Genomic DNA, 22,439 nt, shown 5'->3' with positions numbered 1-22,439 from the left:
AGGTTATCACGAAGGGTATCATGGCGGTTACTATCGCCACTGACGGGCAAAGATGTCACACAGCATAAAATAAAAGCATTACATTTTAAGGGCGGGATATTTATCCCGCCCGTTTTATTTAGCTTTTCAATGCGTAATTACACTGGAACCACGCTTTCTTCAGTCCCGGAATATGACTCTCCTGGGCAGGTAGCGCTTCGACCTTATCAAATCCTTTACTGCTGCAGTAATTCGCCAGATCAATATCCATTGCGTCACGATTAACCTTTGCCGGGTCAAAACGGTACTGCACGGTATTTGAATCCGGATCTTCATCAACACGTTCGAATGCCCCGGGTTTACTGGCAGTACATCCACTCAGCAAAATCAGCGCTACTGCGCCGGTAATTAGTTTTTTCATAGTTGTTGTCCTCACGTTGCCGCGCAGTGTATGACGCAGCATGCCGCTCATCCATAGGATTTATGCGCGAAAATTAAAACTTGAGAAGCTTTTGCCGATTAATGTAATACGATTAAACGGCTATCGCTATCGTGTCAGAAATGACAGGATGTACTCAGACAAGACGAAACGAAGACTGCACCACACCAGGAAATGCCAAAAGTAAAAAAGCTGTTCCTCTCTCTTCCCTGCCCGCGCTTAGCGGGCTTTTTTTTGCCCGCGATTCCGCGGTCGCTTACTGACCCGTCATTGCCACCATTCTACGTAACAGGTTGGCGGCGCGTTTGTCAGGTAATGCCAGAATGGCACTGTAGAGATCAATGGACATGCCACACAGCGATGAGCGATCCACTGCCGTGTCAGCTGGCATATTTAGCTGCTGCAGTTTGTCGCCCCATTTCAGAAAGAGGCGTCCGACGATCTTTTGCAGATCATCCTGCGCCTGTGTCTTATCGAGGGGCTTTTCGGGCGGAGGGCTGTTAAGCAGCAACTGCTCCATGGCATCCGCTTCTTTGCGATTCAGCGAAGACGGTAAAGTAGTCAGTAAATTAATTCCTCCACTCACCTGCGGATAGAGAAAACGGAAGCAGAGACCCGGATCGATTTGATTCAGCGCCCGCATCTCTTCTACCGAGACGCCGATATAGTTAACCACTGCTGCATCCGTTGCGCGCATCAGCCGTTGGTTGACCACCTCAATCAGCCAGCCACGCAGTTCACCTGTTGCCTGCAGAGCGGGCTCGCCTGCACGGATTCGACGGGTCAGCTCCTGGGTCAGCAATAACCAGAGCGCGGGTTCCTGCGTTTGCAGCACGCGATAGCCTGGCATCTTTGCCAGTTGATTTACTGCCTGCTCATGCTGGCTTGCCTGCAACTGATGCGGCGCGACCCAGCTGAACCAGAGCAGATTAGCCATGATCAGAGGCAGCATAAAAATGAGCAGCCCCTGCCACAAACGCAGTCGGGTCGTTTTGATCAGCACAATAACGATCAACGCCAGCAACGCAAACGCAGCCAGCGTAATAAAAAGCAGAGAATTCATGCTGCGGGGTTAATCCTTACGCACATCGATTAGCACAGGACAGTGAGCACGCTCAATCACCGCTGCGCTGACCGAGCCTTTTAATAACCTGTTAAACGAAGAGAGGTGGCGACGTCCCATGATAATCATGCTTGCCTTAAGCTGCTGTGACTGGGCAACAATGGTATCTGCCGCCTCACCTGCCAGGATCATGCCACGCGCATTAATGCCGGCGCGCAGTAACGGTGCCAGTGCATGACGCACCACCATTTCCGCCGTATTTTGCTCATCCTGTGCTGCCACAAAATCGGCCGGGTCTTCACCCGCATCGATTTCCATCGGCTGATTACAGGAGGAGTAGGCAGGATCGACGCAGCACAGCACCACCACATCGGCGCGATGTGCCAGCGCTTCTTCAATCGTTAAGGCAACCACTTTCTCGGCAACCGGAGAGTGGTCTATGGCCATCAGCAGGGTTTTCATCAGATGCTTATCCTTAAATCGCGGCAACTTTGCCGATTTCACGCACCAGCGCCTCTTTACACTTCAGCATCTCGTCACGAAAACGCGCTTCATGTCGCAGAAAACGTGCAGAGGGCACCAGTAAAGAGACAGAAAAGCGACCAAACAGTGTATCCAGCGCAAACGCCATGGTAGAGATCCCTTCCAGTGTTTCACCGCGATCCACGGCGATACCGGTTTCGCGGACTTCCCTGATAAGTTGCAGCAATTGTGGCAATGTTTTCACCGTCTGATCGGTCAGCTCCTGCCAGGCGTCGCCAACAATCGTCCGGACATCTTTTTCACACTCCAGTGCCAGCAACGCCCGTCCGCCGGAGGTACTGTAGAGCGGCAGATTCAGTCCCATATGCGGGACAACCCGAAGTTCACGTGACGCCACGACATGGTGAATAATCGCCAGCTGGCTGCCGCTGGCGCGCGCCAGCGAGACCGTTTCATTAGTATCGGAAGAGAGCTTTTCCAGTAGCGGACTGACCAGATCAACCACGTCGGTATGCACGCTGGAGATCAGTTTTAACAGGGCAGGTCCCAGACGCAATCCGCCCGCCCCACTGCTGCGCACAAGCTCTGCGCTGTCGAGCGCAGCGACAATGCGCTGCACCGTTGAACGGGGCAGTTCCACCGCCTGAGCGATCTCGCCAAGGCTCATGCCGCCCGGCTGTTCGCCCAGCGCATTAAGAATTTTTGCCGCACGGGCGATGACCTGGATACCGCCCGTTTTTTCATCCTCGCGGCTGGAGGGTTGATGTGCCATAGCGTCGTCCTGTTTGAGCTGCCTTACTGTAGCGCGAATGCCGCACTTTTTACAGCCTGTACCACATTGCAATACAGCATACCGGGATGTAATATTACGCCCTGTACCACATTGCAGTACACTGCATCATAATAACGAGATTGCCAGTAATGAACGCTAAGCCCGCCACGCCGCCGGCTCCTCATCCTTTTACACTGCGACTAGCCCTGGGCCTGATCGGCGTGCTTATCGCTGCGCTGACCTCCGGGCTGAACGACCGCGTCAGTGATATCGCGCTGGCTGATATCCGTGCCGCAATCGGCATCGGTTTCGATCAGGGTAGCTGGATCATCTCCGGCTATCAGGCGGCAGAAGTTGCGGCGATGATGATTGCCCCCTGGTTTGCCGTCACCCTGTCGCTGCGGCGTTTTACACTCGGCGTGTCGGCGGGATTTATGCTGACCGGCATTCTGCTGCCGCTGGTGCCGGATCCCACGCTGTTTATCAGCCTGCGCGTGCTGCAGGGGTTGTTTGGCGGCGCACTGCCGCCGATGCTGATGACTGTTGCTCTGCGCTTTTTGCCACCGCCTTTTAAGCTGTTCGGCCTGGCGGGCTATGCCCTGACCGCGACGTTTGGCCCCAATATGGCAGCGTCGCTGGCCTCGATATGGACCGACCATGTCAGCTGGATGATGGTGTTCTGGCAGGTGGTGCCTGGCATGCTGATTGCGATGGTGCTGATTAGCTGGGGGATACCGCAGGACCCGCTGCGTCCGGAACGTTTTCAGCAGATCGATCTGTTCGGCATGGTGACCGGTTGCAGTGCTGTCGCGCTGCTGGTGCTGGTGCTGACCCAGGGGGAGCGTCTTGACTGGCTGAACTCGCCACTGATCGCCGGTATGCTGCTCGCCGCGCTGCCGCTGCTGCTGGTTTTCCTGATCAATGAGTGGTTTCACCCGCTGCCGCTGTTTAAATTACAGATGCTCAGACGGCCCAATCTGGCGCACGGTTTGCTGGGGCTGGCCTGCGTGCTCATCCTGGGACTGTCGGGCTCCGCGCTGCCGTCGGCCTACTTTGCTCAGGTGAGCGGCTTTCGCACCCTTGAGTTTGCCCCGCTGGCACTGACCGTAGGCCTGCCACAATTGCTCATTGCGCCGCTGATTGCGGCCCTGCTCAATATCCGCTGGATTGATTGCCGCTGGATGCTGACAGCGGGCGTCGGCCTGCTGGTGACTGCCTGTCTGCTGGGCTCGCAGATCACCAGTGATTGGGCGCGACAGAATTTCTGGCTGCTGCAAATCCTGCAGGCGTTCGGACAACCGATGATCATTTTGCCGATTTTGATGAGTGCCACCAGCGTTGTGGCCCCACCTGAAGGCCCGTTTGCCTCCGCGATGTTTAACACGGTGCGCGGGTTTTCCAGTATTGCCGCCTCCACGCTGGTTGAGGTTTTCCTTTCTCATCGTGAGCAATTTCACTCCAGTGTTCTGATTAATCATGCCGCCAGTCGTAGCTGGCTGATGACCGCGCCAACGGCCGACCAGGCCAGCCGCAGTTTGCCGCTGTTGCCGGATGGCAGCATCAGCGCCATTGATAAGCTCAGCGGATTCGCCACCCTCGTCCGGCATCAGGCCACGATCCTGAGCCTGAGCGACAGCTGGCTGATGCTGACCGGCTTTGCCGCCTGCCTGTTATTGCTGACCGCCATCCTGCCAAAACGGGTCTGGCCGCCTCAAACTTTGATTCAACACCCTCCCCGGAATAACTGAATATGCGTGCTTTTGAAATGAGAAGAACCCTGCTGCTGAGTCTGCTGCTGCTGGTGTTACTGGCCATTGCCTTTGTCGTCTGGTCGATGATGACCAGCAACGATCACCGCACTAATGATGCTTACGTCAATGCGGATTACACCCTGGTAGCACCGAAAGTCTCGGGCTACATAAGCCATGTTGAGGTGCAGGATAATCAGCAGGTCAAAGCGGGCCAGTTGCTGGCAACGCTGGATGACCGTGACTATCGGGTGGCGCTGGAGAGTGCTGAAGCTGACCTGCAGGTGAGTCAGGCGAAACTGCTGAGCAGCCAGGCTCAACTGGAACAGCAGCAGTCGATGATTGATCAGCAGAAAGCCAGCGTCGCGGCAAGTCAGGCTTCTGCGCAGTATGCGGTTCAAAGCGCCGATCGCTATAACCGCCTCTATAAAAGCGGCACCGTCGCCGCTGACGATCAGCAAAAGGCCAGCTCAAATCAGCGCTCGGCGCTGGCAGCTGTGCATCAGAGTCAGGCTGCACTGGCATCGGCAATAAAACAGGTGGGCGTATTACAGGCTGCGGTGCGTTCAGCGGAAGCGGATGTTGCCGCAGCTAAAGCCAGCGTCGATCAGGCCAGGCTGAATCTCTCCTACACGCGTATTACGGCTCCTGTTGACGGCATGGTGGGTCAGCGTGCGGTGCGGACAGGCGCATACGTTTCAGCCGGAACCCGTCTGCTGGCCGTGGTCCCCCTGCAGCAAACCTACATTACGGCTAACTACCTTGAGACGCAGTTAAGCGATGTGCACCCAGGACAGCGGGTTCGAATCCGGATTGATGCCCTGCCAGGCGAGACATTCACCGGTCATGTGGACAGCATCGCACCGGCCACTGGTGCAACTTTTTCAGCGATCGCTCCCGATAACGCCACAGGCAACTACACTAAAGTCGTTCAACGTCTGCCGGTGAAAATTGTGCTGGATGGCGACCAACCGCATCTGGCTCAGTTACGTGTCGGCATGTCGGCGATCCCTGAAATTGAGGCGCCCTAAAATTGTGAGCAATATCTCAGAACGGGCCTATTTCATTTGGGTGGGATTACGCGTAAATTAGCGCCTGATCCTGTTCTGAGAGTTATTCAGATCGACCCGGAAGAGAGCAGACCATTACTGAAATGGCGATCTCTTTTCCACATCTGTTCGCGTTGCACTGGTTTGGGATCGCCATCATCGTAACCGCTCAGAGGAGTTGCTTTGTGAAATATGCCTTGATGGGAATATCTTTTTTCGCGTTACTTTGGTTCGGAACCTTTGTTCTGCTGCTGAAGTAATGGCGTGACAGTGCCGCCATGGGGCGACCATCGTGTCGCCCCTGCTGGCTATCAGCTCTCTTCTTCTGTTTTCATGCTGCCCGGCAATACGCCATCGGCACGAAACATCGCCTTAATTCCCCGTACTGCCTGACGAATACGATCGCTGTTTTCAATCAGCGCAAATCGCACATGCGTGTCGCCATAGTCACCGAACCCGATGCCAGGGGAAACACAGACTTTCGCCTCCTGCAGCATATGTTTAGCAAATTCCAGCGAACCCAGATGTGCATAGTGGTCGGGAATTTTTGCCCAGACGTACATCGAAGCTTTGGGGTTATCCACCATCCAGCCCGCTTCATGCAACCCTTTGACCAGCACATCACGGCGGCGTTTATACTGCTCAGCAATGTCACGCACGCACTGTTGATCCCCTTCCAGCGCCGCAATCGCTGCTACCTGTAGCGGCGTAAAGGTGCCGTAGTCATGGTAACTCTTGATACGCGCCAGCGCGGCGACCAGCTCTTTATTACCCACCATGAAACCGATACGCCAGCCCGCCATGTTGTAGCTTTTTGACAGGGTAAAGAATTCAACGGCGACATCACGCGCGCCCGGCACCTGCATAATCGACGGCGCTTTCCAGCCGTCGTAGACGATGTCGGCATAAGCCAGATCGTGGATCACCAGCACGTTGTACTGCTTCGCCAGCGCAATCACCCGCTCGAAAAAGTCGAGTTCCACACACTGTGCGGTCGGGTTGGACGGGAATCCAAGGATCATCATTTTTGGCTTGGGGTAGCTTTCACGGATAGCGCGTTCCAGCTCATTGAAGAAGTCGACACCCGCCACCAGCGGCACCGAACGCACCTGCGCTCCGGCAATCACTGCACCGTAGATATGAATCGGATAGCTGGGATTGGGCACCAGTACGGTATCACCATGATCCAGCGTCGCCAGCATCAGATGCGCCAGCCCCTCTTTGGAGCCGATGGTGACAATTGCCTCAGATTCAGGATCGATCTCCACCTGATAGCGCTCAGCGTACCAGCGCGAAATCGCTCTGCGCAGACGCGGTATGCCGCGCGAGGTGGAATAACCGTGGGTATCGTCACGCTGCGCCACCTGGCATAACTTTTCGACAATGTGAGGCGGAGTAGGACCATCCGGGTTACCCATTGAAAAGTCGATAATATCTTCGCCGCGCCGACGCGCAGCCATCTTCAGTTCAGCGGTGATGTTGAAAACGTAAGGAGGTAAACGTTCAATACGCGAGAAACGACGGGGTGTGCTGTTATCAGCCATGATGTCCTCTGGATTACGTAAGCGCCCGGACCGTCCGAGCGACGTGGGTCACTGCGGTGACCCGTTACGAACATAACGTGGCGAGGATCATTTTGTCGAGGGTGGCGGAAAATTTTTTTATTTTTGCGGATTCAGCCGTCCCAGCAACCAATCGTTCACCCAATGGCCATCCAGCAGATAATTATCCCGCAGCGTGCCCTCCAGCTGAAAACCGTTTTTCTCAAGAATACGGCGTGACGCCCAGTTCCCTTCAATCACCATCGCCTTGAGTTTGTGAAAATCGGCTTCAAGCAGAAACTGACACAGCGCCTCCAGCGCTTCGCTGCCATAGCCCTGACCACAGTGGCGATGCAGCAGCATATAGCCCACTTCCGCCTGACGATACGGCTCCCATTCCGGGCTGCAGCCAAACAGGCCAATGGGTTCACCGCTGTTCTGGCGTCTTGCCACCAGGCAGAGCATATGAAAACTGCCCGGCTGCCAGGGTGCCAGACGCTGTGTGAAACGCTGTCGAATATCCGCTTCATCCGGGATTTCGCTTACCCATTTCATGGTGTCGGGATCTTCATGGACGGCACGAAACAGTTGCCAGTCTTCGGGTTGTAATTTACTCAGGGTTAATCTGTCGGTGACAAGTTGCATCTGTGGCTCCCGATGGGCGCGGTTTTCCAGCGGTTACTGGCGCGCGTCATCGCGCAACATAGCAAAACGGCTTCACAGCGACCAGCCTGAAAAACTGTTCCCCTTTATTCCACTCAACTTTTCCTCTTTTTACTGGATTGCCGTAAAAATTGATCTGAAACATAAACTTGTGGCGGGATTGATCGGGGTGCTAGCGGTACGCGATCACATTTTTTATCATAGAAGCACTTTCCATCGCTCACGAGTCGCCTGTGTCCTCCCACTTCACGATGTTACTGGCAGTCTTTGACCGCGCCGCCCTGATGTTGATCTGCCTGTTCTTCCTGACGCGCACCCGGCCTTTTCGTCAGCTGCTGCAAAAAGATGAGCACACCCGTGCGGAAAAAGTGGCGGTCACTGCCATCTTTTCCCTGTTTGCGCTGTTCAGTACCTGGTCGGGCGTCAATGTCGACGGTTCGCTGCTGAATGTGCGGGTTATTGCCGTGATGGCGGGTGGGATTCTGTTTGGTCCCTGGGTTGGCATCGCCACCGGTGTGATTGCGGGTCTTCACCGTTTTCTGATCGATATTCATGGTGTCACTTCCGTGCCCTGCCTGATTACCAGCATCATTGCCGGTGTCGTCGCGGGCGGGATTAATCGCCGGGTGCTGAAAGAGCATCGCTGGCGCGCCGGTATCGTCGGCGGCATGCTGTGTGAAGCCCTGACGATGTTGCTGATCGTCCTGTGGGCGCGCCCTGCCTCACTCGGGCTGGCGATTGTGTCGGAGATTGCCCTGCCGATGATCCTCGGCGCGTCCAGCATCGGCATCATCGTGTTGCTGGTGCAAAGTGTTGAGGGAGAGAAAGAGGCTATTGCTGCCCGCCAGGCCAAGCTGGCACTGGAGATCGCCAACAAAACGTTGCCGCTATTTCGTCAGGTGAACAGCGACTCGCTGCGCAATATCTGTGACATTATCCGAAGAGAGATCAAAGCCGATGCGGTGGCGATGACGGATAAAAAGCAGATTCTGGCCTACGTCGGCTATGGCGAACATAATTATAAGCATGGCGATGATGGCATCAGCCCGACGACGGCGCAGTCTATCAACAGCGGTAAAATTATTATTAAGAACAATGATGAAGCGCACCGCACTAAAGATATACATTCGATGATCGTCATCCCGCTGTGGGAAAAAGGCAAAGTCACCGGCACGCTGAAAATCTATTATCGCCGCGCACACCGTATTACCGGCTCGCTGAAGGAGATGGCGATTGGCCTGTCACAAATTATCTCAACCCAGCTTGAAGTGTCGCGTGCCGAGCAGCTGCGTGAGATGGCCAATAAAGCGGAACTGCGCGCGCTGCAAAGTAAAATAAATCCCCATTTCCTGTTCAATGCGCTGAATGCTATTTCCTCTTCTATCCGGCTCAATCCCGATACTGCCCGCCAGCTGGTCATTAACCTTTCACGCTATCTGCGCTACAACCTGGAACTGAACGACGATGAGCTGATCGACATCCGTAAAGAGCTGTGGCAGGTGAAAGATTATATCGCCATTGAGCAGGCGCGATTCGGCGATAAACTGACGATGATTTATGACGTCGATGAAGATCTGCATTTTCTGCTGCCAAGTCTGCTGATTCAGCCACTGGTAGAAAACGCCATTGTGCATGGGATTCAGCCCTGTAAAGGTAAAGGCGTGGTCACGCTGAGCGTTCGTGATCTGGGCGATCGGGTGCGGATCTCCGTGCGGGATACCGGTCAGGGCATCAGTGACGAAGTCGTGGAACGGGTGGCGCGCAACGAGATGCCCGGCAATAAAATCGGTCTGCTCAATGTGCACCATCGCGTCAAACTCCTGTCAGGTCAGGGACTGAACATCGTGCGGCATCAACCGGGGACCGAGATCGCTTTTACGCTGAGTAAAAATGGCCAGCGCCTGGCGGAGAATCTGTTATGAAAGCCATTATTGTGGAAGATGAATTTCTGGCCCAGCAGGAGCTGAGCTGGATGATTCAGCATCACAGCAAAATCGAAATTGAAGCCTGTTTTGATGATGGTCTTGATGTACTGAAGTATCTGCAACAGCATCGGGTCGATGTGATTTTCCTCGACATTAATATCCCCTCGCTGGATGGTATGTTGCTGGCACAGAATATCCATCAGTTTGCCCACAAGCCGCTGATCGTCTTTATTACCGCGTGGAAAGAGCATGCGGTAGAAGCATTCGAGCTTGAGGCATTTGACTACATTCTCAAGCCCTATCAGGAGTCGCGGATTGTCACCATGCTGAACAAGCTGGAAGCCACCGCACAGGCGCAGCAGGCTGTGAGTCATCTTAGTGCCACGCCTGCGCCGCAGACCGTTAACCTGATTAAAGATGAACGCATTATCGTCACTGACGTGAATGACATTTACTACGTTGAGGCGCATGAAAAGCTGACGTTTGTCTATACCCGGCGCGAGTCCTACGTCATGTCGATGAACATCACCGAGTTCTGTTCACGCCTGCCGGAGCAGCAGTTCTTCCGCTGTCACCGCTCTTACTGCGTCAGCCTGAGCAAGATCCGCGAAATCGAGCCGTGGTTTAACAATACCTATCTGCTTAAGCTGCGCGATCTGGAATTTCAGGTGCCGGTCAGCCGCAGTAAGGTTAAGCAGTTCAGACAGCTGATGCGTCTGTAATGCAAGAGAGTAAGGGAACAATTCAGGCAGGGAAGTGGCTTTCAGGAAAACAACAGGAAAAGGCAGGAGAAGTCAGGCGGTGATTTCCCGAGCCTGAACGGCTGAAGCCTTCAGGTCGGGAAAGCGATCGCGCGCACAAAGGCTGTGCGCGCGGAGAAAAGCAGAATCAGATTTCGCGGCCCAGCGTCTGACGCAGATGCGCGCCCGCACCCAGCAGGCCAGGCTGATCGTGCGTAATCATGTAAACCGGGATGCTGGCAACATAGTCGCGGAAGCGTCCTTTATCTTCAAAAGCCGCACGGAAACCGGACGCCTTAAAGAATTCCAGGAAGCGAGGCACAATGCCTCCCGCAATATAAACGCCGCCAAAAGTGCCCAGGTTCAGCGCCAGATTGCCGCCAAACCGGCCCATAATGACGCAGAACATGGAGAGCGCGCGACGGCAGTCGGTACAACTGTCATCCAGCGCACGTTCACTGACATCTTTCGGCTTCAGTTTTTCCGGCACGCGGTTGTCAACTTTCACAATGGCACGGTAGAGATTAACCAGACCGGCACCCGACAGCACACGTTCAGCTGAGACATGGCCCAGTTCTTCACGCAGCACTTCCAGGATCTGATCTTCTTCTTCGCTGTTGGCCGCAAAATCGACATGACCGCCCTCACCTGGCAGGCTCACCCAGCGCTTGTCCACATGCACCAGATGGCTGACGCCTAAGCCGGTACCAGCACCATAAATGGCGATAGGTTTATCTTTGACCGGCTCTGAGCCGCCAAACTGAATCACGTTTTCGGCGGTCAGCATCGGAATAGCCATGGATACCGCTGTAAAATCGTTAATGATTTCCAGGTGTTCAAAACCGATGTTCTCTTTGAGCTTGCGCGTAGAAAACGCCCAGTCATGGTTGGTCATTTCAACCCAGTCATCGGTAATCGGGCAGGCGATAGCAATACAGCCATCTTTAACGTCCTGCTGTTGTTCATCAAGATAGTGGCGGATGACGGCTTCGAGGCTGTCGTATTCTGATGTTGAGAATGTTTTGGCCTGGGTGATGCTGCCGCTTTCCACCTCACACAGGGCGAGGCGCGCGTTAGTACCGCCGACATCGCCGACCAAGGCATAGGTTGTCATTCTTCTGTTGCTCCGCTTGGGGTCTTAAGAGTTGGAGGACACTATAAAATTCTGCCCATAAAACAACAACGCTCACCGGTGCGATTGGTGAGCGTCTTACTCAGTTGTGCTACAGCCTAACCGCGTTAGTCCAGCCTGCACAGCGGCAACTATCTGAATCTTAGCCTCCGTTGCGTTGATTCAGGCAGGCGGTGACTTTTCTTAGCAGTGGCGGCAAATCTTCTTTCTGCATAACCACCTCAACCAGCGACAGCCATTGAGGCGCGGCAAGTCGCGTCATCACCTCGTCTAACTGCACGGTTTCACTGATGCGCCAGCTCTGCGCCTGGCCCTGAAGGCTAAGGGCGTGTGGCAGAGCCGTCCAGTTCCACGGGGCGATATCATTGTAACGTTGTGTTGCGCCATGAATCGCCCGTTCGACGGTATAGCCGTCATTATTCAGTAAAAAGATTATCAGTCGCTGCCCATCGCGCAACATCGACCCCAGCTCCTGAATGGTCAGTTGCGCCGAACCGTCTCCGATGATCAGGATAGCCCGTCGATCAGGGTTGGCGGTCTGCGCGCCAAACGCTGCCGGAAGAGTATAGCCGATTGATCCCCATAATGGCTGAACCACCAGCTGTGCCCGCGAGGGCAGTCGCAACGCGGCGGCACCAAAGGCGGCCGTCCCCTGCTCGGCCAGAATCAGGTCGCCGGGTTGCAGAAACCCCTGCATGGCCTGCCAGAAGGCGTGCTGACTGATCACCGCCGTGGGTTCTGCTAGCTGCGCGGCGGGGATTGCGGCGGCAGGCTGCCACTGCTGACCATAACGTTCAAACAGCGGTTGCAGTTCACTGAGCGCATCCGCCATCGACAACGGCGCAAAACGTTCATTACCCACGCTGGCATTGAAGGGCTGCAGATCGATCAGTCGCTTGGTGGCAAACTGCTGTGTAAAACCTGCCGTAATGGTGTCGGTAAAACGGACACCGACGCAAATTGCTGCATCCACCTGTTCAATCTGTTCACATACCTGCCCTGCACTGGCCGCGCCGGCATAGGTACCGACGTAACCTGGCTGCTGCTCATCCAGTACGCCTTTGCCCATCAGCAGACTGGCGCAGGGAATCGCGCTCTGTTCGCGCAGCGCGGCCAGCGCAGACTGCTGCTGCCAGCGCAGCGCCAGAAAATCTGCCAGCAGTGAAACACGCTGTGCCGGTGCCAGTAAACGTTCTGCCGCGGCCCTGAAAGCGCGACGTGCGTCAGCCGGTGAGGGCTGATGGGTGTTCAGCGGCTGTGCAGGTGGCTGTACAGCCATGGCTGCCACGTCCACCGCCAGCGACAGATAGCCGGGACGACGGGCCTGCAGCGCACTGATAATTACCCGATCAATCTCAGCCGTGGCATTGTCGGCAGTCAGCAGTGCCGTTGCCACACTGACTTCGGCAGCCATGCGAATAAAATGCTGGAAATCACCATCGCCCAGCGAGTGATGCACGCAGTCACCCTGCAACTGCGCCTGCGTGGCTGGCGCACCCACAATATGAATCACCGGCAGATACTCAGCATAACTGCCCGCCGTGCCATTAATTGCGCTGAGCTCGCCAACACCAAACGTCGTTAACAGTGCCCCCGCGCCGTTACAGCGCGCATAACCGTCCGCCGCATAGGCTGCGTTGAGTTCATTGGCGCAGCCCACCCAGCTGATTTCAGGATGGGCGATAACGCGATCCAGGAATTGCAGGTTGTAGTCGCCCGGCACACCAAACAGATGCTTGATACCAATCTCCTGCAGACGGGTCAGCAGGTAATCTCCGACAGTGAATGTGGACATTGCGCGTTCCTTTCAGGGAAGAGTCGGGTTAAGTATCTGACAGAGGGTGAAATTAGCGAGGAGAGTGGCTATTTTAACCAGCCGCAATGCCTGGCAAGACGACGTTACGCTGGCGGAATATTCTGTAAAATCGCGAACTGCTGCGCGCTGTCACTAAGTGTAACCGTATACACTGATAGACTTTTGGCACATATTCCCGTTTTTGCTCAGGAGCGCTAAATGTCCTCTTTCCCCCATCCCGATCGCTATCAACAGATGGAATATCGCCGCAGCGGCCGCAGCGGCATCAAACTGCCTGCAATTTCGCTGGGACTTTGGCACAACTTTGGTGACAGCACGCGGGTCGATAATAGCCGTGAGCTGCTACGTCATGCATTTAACCTCGGCATCACCCACTTCGACTTAGCGAATAACTACGGCCCGCCTCCGGGCTCGGCGGAAGAGAATTTTGGTCGTATTCTGCGGGAAGATTTTCGTGCCCATCGTGATGAGCTGATTATCTCCACCAAAGCGGGCTATACCATGTGGCAGGGGCCTTATGGAGACTGGGGGTCGCGTAAATATCTGATTGCTAGTCTGGATCAAAGCCTTAAACGCATGGGGCTGGAATATGTCGATATTTTCTATCACCACCGTCCCGATCCGGAAACCCCGCTGGAAGAGACGATGCGCGCGCTCGATCATGTGGTGCGCCAGGGCAAAGCGCTTTACGTAGCTCTTTCTAACTATCCGGCTGAACGGGCTGCCCAGGCGATTGCTATCCTGCGCGATCTCGGCACTCCCTGCCTGATTCACCAGCCGCGTTATTCGATGTTTGAACGTACCCCTGAGCAGGGATTGATTCAGACGCTGGGCGATGCGGGCGTTGGCTGTATCGCTTTCTCTCCACTGGCAGGCGGTGTGCTCACCGATCGCTATCTGCAGGGCATTCCGGAAGATTCGCGTGCGGCCAGCGGCAGCAAATTCCTGAGCGAAAGCCAGCTGACCGAAGAGAAGATGGAAAAAGTTCGCAGACTGAATGTCATCGCACAGCAACGTGAGCAGAAACTGGCGCAGATGGCGCTGGCGTGGGTGTTGCGTGATGATCGCGTCACGTCAGTGCTGATTGGGGCCAGTAAAACGGCGCAGATTGATGACGCGGTGGCCATGCTCGCCCGTCGTCAGTTCAGCGACACCGAATTAGCGGCTATTGACGCGGCTCTGATGTAAGCATTCACCGCCCGGCGCAGGTCGGGCGTTTTTTTCACCAGAATAGTCTCAATCCCCCTTCTCTCCCCAATTTCCTCACAATTTTCCGACACAATGATGCGGTAACAGCAGTAATACGCAGGCATAATCACTGCGCCACAACAGCATCAGCCTGTTGATGAGGAGAATATAATGAAAAGAGCTCTAATTTTTGCTGCCCTGCTGGCGCTGTTTTCGCCGCTGGCCTGTCACACAGCCGAGGCCTCCAGTGCCTCTATTTCTCTGGCCCCTGGCGTCACCCTGAATCTGGGCGATCGCGATAATCGTGGTAATTACTGGGATGGCGGTCGCTGGCGTGAACCCCGCTGGTGGAATGACCGCTATACCTACAACGAACGCCGCTGGTGGCGACACGAAGAGTGGCGTCGTCAGCAGCAGTGGGAGCGTGAACGCCGCTGGCAGGAGCGCGACCGCGAGCGCCGCTGGGATCATCAGTATCGCCGCGATCGCGACTGGGATCATCATGACCGTCGTGGTCCAGGTCCTGGCCCGCGTGGTTTTGGGCCCCACGGACCCGGTGGGCCCGGTCCGCATGGCCACGATCGTCACTAACAAAAAACGCCCGGCATAGCCGGGCGTTTTTTGTTTCCAGAAACCCTTACAGTCCCAGCGCTTCACCCACCAGCAGGTAAAGATTCAGCGCAATCACCAGCAGCACGATCAGTCGTCCGGTGTTCTGCATCAGACGCGAGTTCACCATATCATCGCCCATCAGCTCGCGGTTGCCGGTAAAGGAGAGCAGCGGAATCAGCGCCAGCGCGATACCAAAGCTCAACAGCACCTGACTCATCACCAGCACCTTTGTTGGGTCCCAGCCTGCCCAGATGACAATAAACGAGGGCAACATGGTGACAGTTCGACGCACCCAAAGTGGAATGTGGAAACGGATAAAGCCCTGCATTACCACCTGCCCCGCCAGCGTACCGACCACTGTTGAGGAGAGTCCCGCGGCCACCAGGCTCAGACCAAATACCGTTGCGGCAGCCTGACCTAACAGCGGTTGCAGCGTCAGATAGGCCTGATCGAGCTCTGCAATTTTGCTGTGACCACTAAAATGAAACGCCGCTGCCGCAGTTGCCATTATCGCCAGGTTTACAAATCCGGCAATGGTCATGGCAATCGCCACATCCAGTTTAGTTGAGGAGTAACGCTGACTTTTACTGTCCTCACTTTTGCCCTGCGTCAGCGCAGAGTGCAGATAAATTACGTGCGGCATGATGGTCGCCCCAAGCACGCCGGCGGCCAGGAATACGGCATCCGACGTCGGTAACGCGGGCAGCGCCATGCCGACCACCAGCTCTTTAATATTGGGCTGGGAGAAGAAAAGTTCGACAATATAGGCCGCCGCCACAAATAACAGCAGTCCACCAATCACCAGCTCCAGCGGCTTCTGTCCGCGACTCTGTAACATCAGTATCAGGAAGGTGGCGATGCCCGTCAGCACCGCGCCCTGCATCAATGAAATGCCGAGCAGCAGTTTGAACCCCAGTGCGGCACCGATAAACTCCGCCAGATCGGTGGCCATCGCGATAATTTCCGCCTGCACCCAGTAAAACCAGACGGCAGGCCGGGGAAAGCGATCGCGGATGTGTTCGGCAAGATTTTTGCCGGTGGCGATACCCAGCTTGGCAGACATGAGCTGAATCAGCATGGCCATGATATTGGCCCACACCACCACCCACAGCAATTTGTAGCCGTAAGCAGCGCCTGCCTGAATGTTGGTCGCAAAGTTGCCCGGATCGATATAGCCAATAGCGGCGATAAAGGCGGGCCCCAGCAGTGCGAGTTTGACTTTTCTGACTCCGCGAGCAGCGCGCTCGGCGGTACGACTCTCAAGCATATCCGGTACCCTGTCTGAACATTTGCCTGCCCCGGCAGCTTAGGGGTTAGCATGTGCAAGTGAAATTCGTTTATTGTTATCGGTGTAATAGATGCTGCTATAAAGTATAGCCATTGCTATACATTACAGTAAAGGAAGTGAGTGCTAAAAATGTGAGCAACGGTGTCACTTTACGCTCTGTGTAAAATTCAGACAATAATTATGTGGTTATCTGGGTTGAACGATTTTTAAACAGGGCGTGATCTCTGGAACTTTTCTGGAAAATATAGCGATAGCGAATACTTATAATGTGGTTCAGATCTCGTTTTTAAGTAACGCGTTACATAGAATACGCAACAAAATACAACCCTCCTCAAATTTGGAGCAACTATGTCCCATATTTTGCAATTTCTTTTAGCACTGGTGGTGGTCGGGATACTCTCCTTGCTGGTCAGTCACGATCGTAAAAGCATTCGCATTCGCTACATTATACAGCTACTGGTGATTGAAATTGTGCTCGCCTGGTTCTTCCTGAACTCAGAAGCGGGACTGGGTTTCGTCAAAGGCTTCGCCGGCTTCTTTGATCATCTGCTGAAGTATGCGGCCCAGGGAACAAACTTTGTCTTCGGTAACATGAATGATAAAGGCCTGGCGTTCTTCTTCCTCAACGTATTGTGTCCAATCGTCTTTATCTCTGCGCTGATCGGTATTCTGCAGCATTTCCGTATCCTGCCGTGGGTTATTCGCGGTATCGGTACTGTGCTGTCGAAAGTCAATGGCATGGGAAAACTGGAATCTTTCAACGCCGTGAGTTCTCTGATACTGGGACAGTCAGAAAACTTCATTGCCTATAAAGATATCCTGGGCAAGATGTCACAGCGCCGCATGTACACCATGGCCGCGACGGCGATGTCGACCGTTTCGATGTCTATTGTCGGTGCCTATATGACCATGCTGCAGCCAAAGTATGTAGTCGCCGCACTCGTGCTCAACATGTTCAGCACCTTTATCGTGCTGTCATTGATCAACCCTTACCGCGTTGAGAACGAAGACGATCTGCAGTTGCAGGATCTGCATAAAGGTCAGAGCTTCTTCGAGATGCTGGGCGAATATATCCTGGCCGGTTTTAAGGTCGCGATTATCGTTGCCGCGATGCTGATTGGTTTCATCGCGCTGATTTCAGGTCTGAATGCGCTGTTTGATCTGATCTTCGGCATCAGCTTCCAGGGCGTGCTTGGCTATGTCTTCTATCCGTTTGCCTGGGTGATGGGTGTGCCGTCTGGTGAGGCGTTGCAGGTCGGCAGTATTATGGCGACCAAGCTGGTATCGAATGAATTTGTTGCCATGATGGATCTGCAGAAAATTGCAGGTCAGTTGTCACCCACTTCAGAAGGTATTCTTTCCGTGTTCCTGGTGTCGTTCGCCAACTTCTCTTCCATCGGCATCGTGGCCGGTGCGATTAAAGGTCTGAACGAAGAACAGGGCAACGTGGTTTCCCGCTTTGGCCTGAAGCTGCTGTACGGCTCTACGCTGGTCAGCGTGCTCTCCGCCGCTATCGCCGGTCTGGTTCTGGCGTTCTAAGTGCAGTGCTGAACATCAAAGGGCGAGCCTGTCTCGCCCTTTTCGTTTTTCGCCATCCCTGCTTTTCTTCCCGCTAAATACCTCTTCAGGCGACGTCCGCCCTTATACAATACACTCAGATTCTGCATTTAAAGCGTGCACGAGGCGCAGCACAGCGTTATCCGGGCAGAACACGGCGGCGCTTGCCGGATAAGTACGCATTAAGCGTGCGCAGCAGCTGATTTGCAAAGCAATAGTGTTAGATTCGCAGAAAGGCGAATGAAAGATAAATCAGAAAGGATTTTGACAACATTGACAACGACGTTGTCAGAAAATGGTGGAGATAAGCGGGATCGAACCGCTGACCTCTTGCATGCCATGCAAGCGCTCTCCCAGCTGAGCTATACCCCCACATCTGGAATCGTTTTTTCAGTGCCAAACTTTTGGGAAAAAGTTTGGTGGAGCTAAGCGGGATCGAACCGCTGACCTCCTGCATGCCATGCAGGCGCTCTCCCAGCTGAGCTATAGCCCCGAACCGAAAAACTGTCGCGTTAAGCGACGGACGGCATAATATGAAACCGCCTCCAGGGTGTCAACGGCAAAATGACATTCTCTGTTTGATCGCTGAAAAAGGCGGCAACCTGCGGAGTTTCAGCAGCATGCTGCAGATAAAAATCATGTCTGGTCATGCAGTACCGTTTTTTAACTGTTATACCCGCTGCCATCAGGTTAATTCACGGTTAAATATGTTATAGGAATTTTCTTGTCTTCGTCTTTTTCGCATGCAAAACTTAGCCCGCTAATTTAGTGGCCACCGGGACCCTCTCCCGCGCGCCGCGCGTCCACCAGGCGTTATCGTCCCATTAATCATAAAAAAACTATTGAGATACTATGTCGCTGCATACACCTAAAGAAATCGCACAACTGGCGATCCAGTCTGGCGTGGCTAAAAGTCGTGCGCCTGTCAGCATCCTTCTGATTCTTGGCTTTATGGCGGGTGCATTTATTGCGACCGGCTTCCTGTTGGATCTTCACGTCATTAACTCCCTGCCTGCTGAATGGGGCTCTTTCGGTGGCCTGTTAGGTGCCGCAGTCTTCCCTGTGGGTATCATTATGACCGTGCTGGCGGGTGGCGAGCTGCTGACCGGCAATATGATGACGTTACCCGTGGCCTGGTTCGCCCGCCGCATCAGCTTTATGAGCGTAGCGCGTAACTGGTTCTGGGTGACCCTGGCGAACTTTATCGGCAGCGTGGCTGTTGCATGGTTCTTTGGCCATATGCTGGGCATGACCGAAGGTGACTACCTGAAGAAGACCGTGGCTATCGCCTCTGCCAAGGTTCATGCCGATTTCCTGCATTCCTTTATTTCAGGCATTGGCTGTAACTGGCTGGTGTGTCTGGCTGTGTGGCTGGCATTTGCCAGTAAAGATATGGTTGGCAAAATCTTCGGCATGTGGTTCCCGGTGATGGCGTTTGTTGCCATTGGCTTCCAGCACGTTGTCGCTAACATGTTTATTATTCCGGCCGCCATTTTTGCCGGTCAGATGAGCTGGGCAGAGTACTTCCCTAACTTTGTCGCCGTCTTCCTGGGCAATGCCGTAGGAGGAGCCGTCTTCGTTGGTCTGGCCTATTTCCTGGCATTCCGTCCTGCTGCCGAACCTGCCAGTAATCCTCAGTAATTCTGTTTTGCCTTTTGTCATCAGACAAAAGGCAATTTCAGCCTCCATTACTTTTCACCGTTACTTTTTGCTGTAATATGTACCGCTAATGTATTTAACAGGGACAGTGTCGTGAAAAAGGAATGGCTTACCCCCGAAGAGCTGGCTGCAGAAACGGGTTACAGTCGGCAAACGGTGAATAAGTGGATCAAGCGGGAGAACTGGACAACCACGCCGAAGCCTGGAGTTCAGGGCGGCAAGGCACGTCTTATTCATATTGATGAACGCGTAAAAAGTTTTATTCAATCCACCCGCAACCTTAATGAACCCACAGCCACCTATGGCGCAGTAACGAATTCATTACCTGCGTTATTGTTAAGTTCCATCCAGCAAATGAGCCAGGATGAACAGGATCAACTCACTGCATTAATCTTACGTGAAGGGATTAAAGGCGTGCTGGAGCGACTGGGAATTGGTGAAGAGTAAGAAAACCGGAAGCGTAGTGCCTCCGGCTGTGTTCATTACGCCTGCGCTTCGCGCTCACTGATAAAGGCCAGGGCCTGCTCAATACGGGCCACGCTGCGGCTGCGGCCAATCGCCTCCACGGTGACATCCAGACCCGGTGACTGACCGGCACCGGTCACGGCCACACGCAGCGGCATGCCGACTTTACCCATACCCACTTCCAGCTCATCTGCGGTGCTCTGAATCGCCTGATGCACGTTTTCAGCAGTCCATTCAGTGATGGCGGCCAGCTTGTCACGCACCACTTCCAGCGGCTGACGCGCGACCAGACGAAGATGTTTCTTCGCCGCATCGGCATCGAACTCTGCGAAGTCTTCGTAGAAGTAGCGGCAGGATGCAGCCATTTCCTTCAGCGTTTTGCAACGCTCGCCCAGCAGACCCACCAGCTTCGCCAGTTCCGGTCCGGTGCGAGTATCAATTTTCTGCTCTTCAATATGCCACTGCAGATGTGTCGCCACATATTCTGGCGGCAGCGTATTAATATAGTGGTGGTTCAGCCACTGCAGTTTCTCAGTGTTGAACGCACTGGCAGACTTACTGACGGCATCCAGAGTAAACAGCTCAGCCATTTCAGCCACGCTGAAAATTTCCTGATCGCCATGTGACCAGCCCAGACGAACCAGGTAGTTGAGCAGCGCTTCCGGCAGGTAGCCGTCATCACGATACTGCATCACCCCTACTGCGCCATGACGCTTGGAGAGTTTTTTGCCATCATCGCCCAGAATCATGGAAACGTGAGCGTAGACCGGAACCTGCGCACCAATCGCTTTGAGGATGTTGATCTGACGTGGTGTGTTATTGATGTGGTCTTCACCACGAATAACATGGGTGATACCCATATCCCAGTCATCGACAACAACGCAGAAGTTATAGGTTGGCGAACCATCGGTGCGGCGGATGATCAGATCATCCAGTTCCTGGTTACTGAACTCGATCGGTCCACGAATCTGATCGTCAAAGATGACCGAACCTTCCTGCGGATTGCGGAAACGCACCACGCATGGTTCATCATCGGCATGATGTTCATGGCTGTCACGGCAGTGGCCGTCATAACGCGGCTTTTCGTTGTTCGCCATCTGTTCTTCGCGCAGCGCTTCCAGGCGTTCTTTAGAGCAGTAGCATTTATAAGCGGTTCCGGCTTCCAGCATGTCATCAATGACCGCGTTATAGCGATCAAAACGTTTAGTCTGGTAGTAAGGGCCTTCATTCCAGTCGAGGCTCAGCCAGTTCATACCATCCATGATGGCTTCAATAGCTTCCGGCGTGGATCGCTCCAGATCGGTATCTTCAATGCGCAGCACGAACTCGCCCTGGTTGTGACGGGCAAAGAGCCAGGAGTAAAGTGCGGTACGTGCGCCACCGACATGCAGATAGCCGGTTGGGCTTGGCGCGAAGCGTGTTTTGATTTTCATTGAGTATTGCCTTAGATGCGCGGGTTCTTTGTCTGGATGACAAAAAACAGGTTAGACGCGAAAAACAGTGGGCATATTCTAGCATCTGACGGTGAATCCTCAATGCATGCCCGCCGGTTGCGTCCCGGGAAAAGGGACTTTTCTGCCAGTAAAACCAGCACATTGGCTAAAAGCGCAACAGGATGTTTAAAAATAAACCGAACGCACATTTATGTTTTAAAAAGCGTTGACTCAAAATCAACTATCCCTATAATGCGACTCCACACAGCGGGGGTGATTAGCTCAGTTGGTAGAGCATCTCCCTTACAAGGAGGGGGTCGGCGGTTCGAACCCGTCATCACCCACCACTCTTAACAGCGTGGCCCGCAGTGAACAGGTATGATGATATGGGTGATTAGCTCAGTTGGTAGAGCATCTCCCTTACAAGGAGGGGGTCGGCGGTTCGAACCCGTCATCACCCACCATATCTGACCTGTTAAAGCAGTACTGAAGTACGAAGTGGGTGATTAGCTCAGTTGGTAGAGCATCTCCCTTACAAGGAGGGGGTCGGCGGTTCGAACCCGTCATCACCCACCACTTCGGGTCGTTAGCTCAGTTGGTAGAGCAGTTGACTTTTAATCAATTGGTCGCAGGTTCGAATCCTGCACGACCCACCAATTCAGAATAAAGCGCCTTTTAGGCGCTTTTTTCGTTTCCGGGGCACGGACGTGACCGTGCGGGATGAGAACCTGCTGCAGGTTCGACTGAATCGCTGGCGATTCAGGCTGATGCGTTAGCATCACCCGGAGGGCGAGGCCCACGATGGGCCGAGGCTATCCTGCACGACCCACCCATTCAGAATAAAGCGCCTTTAGGCACTTTTTTCGTTTCTGTCGTAACCCAAGGTT

20 protein-coding genes, 6 tRNA genes and 1 other RNA gene are annotated in these 22,439 nt (G+C 54.2%); 15 read left to right on the top strand and 12 right to left on the bottom strand.

All coding sequences use genetic code 11. From position 1 onward, the window contains the following. Nucleotides 1-118 precede the first annotated feature (118 nt). The 4 genes from P2R09_RS08235 to P2R09_RS08220 all read right to left on the bottom strand — a co-directional run bounded on the left by P2R09_RS08235 (nt 119) and on the right by P2R09_RS08220 (nt 2,736). Entirely contained in the window at nt 119-400 is a 282-nt protein-coding gene (locus P2R09_RS08235; protein WP_275768685.1) for a lipoprotein, read from the bottom strand. 274 nt (nt 401-674) lie between these two features. Beyond that, the gene (locus tag P2R09_RS08230) at nt 675-1,481 is read right to left on the bottom strand and encodes a hypothetical protein (RefSeq protein WP_275768683.1); all 807 of its coding nucleotides are present in this window, start codon (nt 1,479-1,481) and stop codon (nt 675-677) included. Between the two features lie 9 nt (nt 1,482-1,490). Continuing rightward, nucleotides 1,491-1,943, bottom strand: coding sequence for a universal stress protein (locus P2R09_RS08225; protein ID WP_275768681.1), 453 nt, complete (start codon nt 1,941-1,943; stop codon nt 1,491-1,493). A gap of 13 nt (nt 1,944-1,956) precedes the next feature. Continuing rightward, nucleotides 1,957-2,736 carry an IclR family transcriptional regulator gene (locus P2R09_RS08220; protein WP_003848922.1) on the bottom strand — a complete coding sequence of 260 codons (780 nt, stop codon included), beginning with the start codon at nt 2,734-2,736 and terminating at the stop codon, nt 1,957-1,959. Between the two features lie 149 nt (nt 2,737-2,885). On the opposite strand from P2R09_RS08220, the gene P2R09_RS08215 reads away from it, so the two are divergent. From P2R09_RS08215 to ypdK, 3 genes are all read left to right on the top strand, one after another. Next, a complete protein-coding gene (locus P2R09_RS08215) occupies nt 2,886-4,484 on the top strand; it encodes an MFS transporter (protein WP_275768678.1) in 1,599 nt (532 codons plus the stop codon). Nucleotides 4,485-4,486: 2 nt separating this feature from the next. Further along, on the top strand, nt 4,487-5,515 hold the full coding sequence (locus tag P2R09_RS08210) for an HlyD family secretion protein (protein ID WP_275768676.1): 1,029 nt from the start codon (nt 4,487-4,489) through the stop codon (nt 5,513-5,515). Nucleotides 5,516-5,718: 203 nt separating this feature from the next. Further along, entirely contained in the window at nt 5,719-5,793 is a 75-nt protein-coding gene (gene ypdK, locus P2R09_RS08205) for a membrane protein YpdK (RefSeq protein WP_099257831.1), read from the top strand. 51 nt (nt 5,794-5,844) lie between these two features. Here the strand turns inward: ypdK and alaC are convergent, their stop codons facing one another. After that, nucleotides 5,845-7,077, bottom strand: a complete 1,233-nt coding sequence (gene alaC, locus P2R09_RS08200) for an alanine transaminase (protein ID WP_008926517.1) — start codon at nt 7,075-7,077, stop codon at nt 5,845-5,847. Nucleotides 7,078-7,194: 117 nt separating this feature from the next. After that, nucleotides 7,195-7,719 carry a GNAT family N-acetyltransferase gene (locus tag P2R09_RS08195; RefSeq protein WP_275768673.1) on the bottom strand — a complete coding sequence of 175 codons (525 nt, stop codon included), beginning with the start codon at nt 7,717-7,719 and terminating at the stop codon, nt 7,195-7,197. A gap of 269 nt (nt 7,720-7,988) precedes the next feature. Here P2R09_RS08195 and P2R09_RS08190 point away from each other — a divergent pair, with 269 nt between their 5' ends. Further along, nucleotides 7,989-9,659, top strand: a complete 1,671-nt coding sequence (locus tag P2R09_RS08190; RefSeq protein WP_039659607.1) for a sensor histidine kinase — start codon at nt 7,989-7,991, stop codon at nt 9,657-9,659. Continuing rightward, nucleotides 9,656-10,384 carry a LytTR family DNA-binding domain-containing protein gene (locus tag P2R09_RS08185; protein ID WP_003848909.1) on the top strand — a complete coding sequence of 243 codons (729 nt, stop codon included), beginning with the start codon at nt 9,656-9,658 and terminating at the stop codon, nt 10,382-10,384. Before P2R09_RS08190 ends, P2R09_RS08185 begins: the two co-directional genes overlap by 4 nt. Before the next feature lie 166 nt (nt 10,385-10,550). Here the strand turns inward: P2R09_RS08185 and glk are convergent, their stop codons facing one another. Both glk and ipdC read right to left on the bottom strand, forming a co-directional pair. After that, nucleotides 10,551-11,516 (bottom strand): glucokinase, encoded by a 966-nt coding sequence (gene glk / locus P2R09_RS08180; RefSeq protein ID WP_275768667.1) that lies wholly within the window; start codon nt 11,514-11,516, stop codon nt 10,551-10,553. 160 nt (nt 11,517-11,676) lie between these two features. After that, on the bottom strand, nt 11,677-13,329 hold the full coding sequence (ipdC, locus tag P2R09_RS08175; RefSeq protein WP_275768665.1) for an indolepyruvate decarboxylase: 1,653 nt from the start codon (nt 13,327-13,329) through the stop codon (nt 11,677-11,679). Between the two features lie 219 nt (nt 13,330-13,548). Here ipdC and mgrA point away from each other — a divergent pair, with 219 nt between their 5' ends. Next, on the top strand, nt 13,549-14,538 hold the full coding sequence (gene mgrA, locus P2R09_RS08170; RefSeq protein WP_275768663.1) for an L-glyceraldehyde 3-phosphate reductase: 990 nt from the start codon (nt 13,549-13,551) through the stop codon (nt 14,536-14,538). Between the two features lie 171 nt (nt 14,539-14,709). Continuing rightward, nucleotides 14,710-15,129, top strand: coding sequence for a DUF2502 domain-containing protein (locus P2R09_RS08165; RefSeq protein WP_140033165.1), 420 nt, complete (start codon nt 14,710-14,712; stop codon nt 15,127-15,129). 46 nt (nt 15,130-15,175) lie between these two features. Here P2R09_RS08165 and P2R09_RS08160 read toward each other — a convergent pair whose 3' ends face one another. After that, nucleotides 15,176-16,417 (bottom strand): Nramp family divalent metal transporter, encoded by a 1,242-nt coding sequence (locus P2R09_RS08160; RefSeq protein ID WP_275768660.1) that lies wholly within the window; start codon nt 16,415-16,417, stop codon nt 15,176-15,178. 369 nt (nt 16,418-16,786) lie between these two features. Here P2R09_RS08160 and P2R09_RS08155 point away from each other — a divergent pair, with 369 nt between their 5' ends. Further along, the gene (locus tag P2R09_RS08155) at nt 16,787-17,977 is read left to right on the top strand and encodes a NupC/NupG family nucleoside CNT transporter (protein WP_003848895.1); all 1,191 of its coding nucleotides are present in this window, start codon (nt 16,787-16,789) and stop codon (nt 17,975-17,977) included. A 314-nt stretch (nt 17,978-18,291) separates the two neighbouring features. Here the strand turns inward: P2R09_RS08155 and P2R09_RS08150 are convergent. After that, nucleotides 18,292-18,367, bottom strand: a tRNA-Ala gene (locus P2R09_RS08150). Between the two features lie 45 nt (nt 18,368-18,412). Beyond that, nucleotides 18,413-18,488, bottom strand: a tRNA-Ala gene (locus P2R09_RS08145). Between the two features lie 359 nt (nt 18,489-18,847). On the opposite strand from P2R09_RS08145, the gene P2R09_RS08140 reads away from it, so the two are divergent. Together P2R09_RS08140 and P2R09_RS08135 are read left to right on the top strand one after the other, a co-directional pair. Then, the gene (locus P2R09_RS08140; protein WP_003848892.1) at nt 18,848-19,636 is read left to right on the top strand and encodes a formate/nitrite transporter family protein; all 789 of its coding nucleotides are present in this window, start codon (nt 18,848-18,850) and stop codon (nt 19,634-19,636) included. A gap of 111 nt (nt 19,637-19,747) precedes the next feature. After that, the gene (locus tag P2R09_RS08135; RefSeq protein ID WP_003848889.1) at nt 19,748-20,101 is read left to right on the top strand and encodes a YfeC-like transcriptional regulator; all 354 of its coding nucleotides are present in this window, start codon (nt 19,748-19,750) and stop codon (nt 20,099-20,101) included. A 35-nt stretch (nt 20,102-20,136) separates the two neighbouring features. Here P2R09_RS08135 and gltX read toward each other — a convergent pair whose 3' ends face one another. Beyond that, nucleotides 20,137-21,552: a glutamate--tRNA ligase gene (gltX, locus tag P2R09_RS08130; protein WP_275768657.1), complete on the bottom strand. Its 1,416-nt coding sequence runs from the start codon at nt 21,550-21,552 to the stop codon at nt 20,137-20,139. A 271-nt stretch (nt 21,553-21,823) separates the two neighbouring features. On the opposite strand from gltX, the gene P2R09_RS08125 reads away from it, so the two are divergent. The 5 genes from P2R09_RS08125 to P2R09_RS08105 all read left to right on the top strand — a co-directional run bounded on the left by P2R09_RS08125 (nt 21,824) and on the right by P2R09_RS08105 (nt 22,384). After that, nucleotides 21,824-21,899 (top strand) — tRNA-Val (locus tag P2R09_RS08125). A 41-nt stretch (nt 21,900-21,940) separates the two neighbouring features. After that, nucleotides 21,941-22,016, top strand: a tRNA-Val gene (locus P2R09_RS08120). A gap of 36 nt (nt 22,017-22,052) precedes the next feature. After that, a tRNA-Val gene (locus P2R09_RS08115) sits at nt 22,053-22,128 on the top strand. A gap of 4 nt (nt 22,129-22,132) precedes the next feature. Beyond that, nucleotides 22,133-22,208 (top strand) — tRNA-Lys (locus P2R09_RS08110). A 43-nt stretch (nt 22,209-22,251) separates the two neighbouring features. Continuing rightward, a non-coding RNA gene (locus P2R09_RS08105) (RtT sRNA) lies at nt 22,252-22,384 on the top strand. Nucleotides 22,385-22,439: the final 55 nt, after the last annotated feature.

Origin of the sequence: Pantoea sp. Cr_R13 (assembly GCF_029222565.1) — a bacterium.
Classification (GTDB): domain Bacteria; phylum Pseudomonadota; class Gammaproteobacteria; order Enterobacterales; family Enterobacteriaceae; genus Pantoea; species Pantoea eucalypti.
Note: the sequence above shows the minus strand (reverse complement) of the source record. Positions and strands in the feature narration are given on the sequence as shown.

Coding starts and splice junctions, on each gene's coding strand:
- P2R09_RS08190 (WP_039659607.1), top strand. CDS start 7,989: ATGTTACTGGCAGTCTTTGACCGCGCCGCCCTGATGTTGATCTGCCTG.
- mgrA (WP_275768663.1), top strand. CDS start 13,549: ATGTCCTCTTTCCCCCATCCCGATCGCTATCAACAGATGGAATATCGC.
- P2R09_RS08235 (WP_275768685.1), bottom strand. CDS start 400: ATGAAAAAACTAATTACCGGCGCAGTAGCGCTGATTTTGCTGAGTGGA.
- P2R09_RS08155 (WP_003848895.1), top strand. CDS start 16,787: ATGTCCCATATTTTGCAATTTCTTTTAGCACTGGTGGTGGTCGGGATA.
- P2R09_RS08230 (WP_275768683.1), bottom strand. CDS start 1,481: ATGAATTCTCTGCTTTTTATTACGCTGGCTGCGTTTGCGTTGCTGGCG.
- P2R09_RS08220 (WP_003848922.1), bottom strand. CDS start 2,736: ATGGCACATCAACCCTCCAGCCGCGAGGATGAAAAAACGGGCGGTATC.
- glk (WP_275768667.1), bottom strand. CDS start 11,516: ATGACAACCTATGCCTTGGTCGGCGATGTCGGCGGTACTAACGCGCGC.
- P2R09_RS08195 (WP_275768673.1), bottom strand. CDS start 7,719: ATGCAACTTGTCACCGACAGATTAACCCTGAGTAAATTACAACCCGAA.
- P2R09_RS08160 (WP_275768660.1), bottom strand. CDS start 16,417: ATGCTTGAGAGTCGTACCGCCGAGCGCGCTGCTCGCGGAGTCAGAAAA.
- P2R09_RS08185 (WP_003848909.1), top strand. CDS start 9,656: ATGAAAGCCATTATTGTGGAAGATGAATTTCTGGCCCAGCAGGAGCTG.
- P2R09_RS08140 (WP_003848892.1), top strand. CDS start 18,848: ATGTCGCTGCATACACCTAAAGAAATCGCACAACTGGCGATCCAGTCT.
- P2R09_RS08210 (WP_275768676.1), top strand. CDS start 4,487: ATGCGTGCTTTTGAAATGAGAAGAACCCTGCTGCTGAGTCTGCTGCTG.
- P2R09_RS08165 (WP_140033165.1), top strand. CDS start 14,710: ATGAAAAGAGCTCTAATTTTTGCTGCCCTGCTGGCGCTGTTTTCGCCG.
- ipdC (WP_275768665.1), bottom strand. CDS start 13,329: ATGTCCACATTCACTGTCGGAGATTACCTGCTGACCCGTCTGCAGGAG.
- P2R09_RS08225 (WP_275768681.1), bottom strand. CDS start 1,943: ATGAAAACCCTGCTGATGGCCATAGACCACTCTCCGGTTGCCGAGAAA.
- P2R09_RS08215 (WP_275768678.1), top strand. CDS start 2,886: ATGAACGCTAAGCCCGCCACGCCGCCGGCTCCTCATCCTTTTACACTG.
- alaC (WP_008926517.1), bottom strand. CDS start 7,077: ATGGCTGATAACAGCACACCCCGTCGTTTCTCGCGTATTGAACGTTTA.
- gltX (WP_275768657.1), bottom strand. CDS start 21,552: ATGAAAATCAAAACACGCTTCGCGCCAAGCCCAACCGGCTATCTGCAT.